Origin of the sequence: Bacillus sp. Nf3, from assembly GCF_003028545.1 — a bacterium.
GTDB lineage: Bacteria > Bacillota > Bacilli > Bacillales > Bacillaceae > Bacillus > Bacillus safensis.
This window is the reverse complement of sequence record NZ_PYUA01000021.1, coordinates 1-850: the sequence shown is the minus strand read 5'-3', so window position 1 is coordinate 850 and position 850 is coordinate 1. Positions and strand designations below refer to the sequence as shown.

At 63.5% G+C, this 850-nt stretch carries 1 pseudogene; it reads right to left on the bottom strand.

The annotated features are described in order from the left end of the window. Positions 1-850 (bottom strand): annotated as a pseudogene (locus C9414_RS20645) (excinuclease ABC subunit B); the annotation flags it as partial.

Genomic DNA, 850 nt, shown 5'->3' with positions numbered 1-850 from the left:
ACGTGCGATTCGTCGATCACCAGCGACGCATCGGCCGGCAGGTAGTCGAACAGGGTCGGCGGCGGCTCGCCGGCATTCTTGCCGGTCAGGTGCCGCGAGTAGTTCTCGATGCCGTTGCAGAACCCCACCTCGGCCATCATCTCGATGTCGTACTGGGTACGCTGCGCCAGGCGCTGCGCCTCCACCAGCTTGTTCTGCGCGTACAGCTGCTCCAGGCGTTCCTTCAGTTCGACCTTGATCGTCTCGATCGCCGCCAGCACGCGCTCGCGCGTGGTTGCGTAGTGGGTCTTCGGGTACACGGTGAAGCGCTGCATGTTGCGCAGCGTCTCGCCGGTGAGCGGATCGAACAGGGTGTTCTTCTCGACCTCGCCATCGAACAGCTCCAGGCGCAGCGCCTCGCTGTCCGATTCGGCCGGGAACACGTCGATCACTTCGCCGCGCACGCGGAACGTACCGCGCTGCAGTTCATATTCGTTGCGCGTGTACTGCAGCTGGGTCAGGTGATTGATCAGGTCGCGCTGGTCGATGCGCTCGCCCTTGGACAGGATCAGGCGCAGCGACAGGTAGTCTTCCGGTGCACCCAGGCCGTAGATCGCCGACACCGTCGCCACCACGATCGCATCCGGGCGCGACAGCAGGGTCTTGGTCGCCGCCAGTCGCATCTGCTCGATGTGCTCGTTGATCGAACTGTCCTTCTCGATGAAGGTGTCCGACGACGGCACGTAGGCCTCGGGCTGGTAGTAGTCGTAGTAGCTGACGAAGTACTCCACCGCGTTGTGCGGGAAGAACGCCTTGAACTCGCCATACAGCTGCGCGGCCAGCGTCTTGTTCGGCGCCATGATCAGCGTCG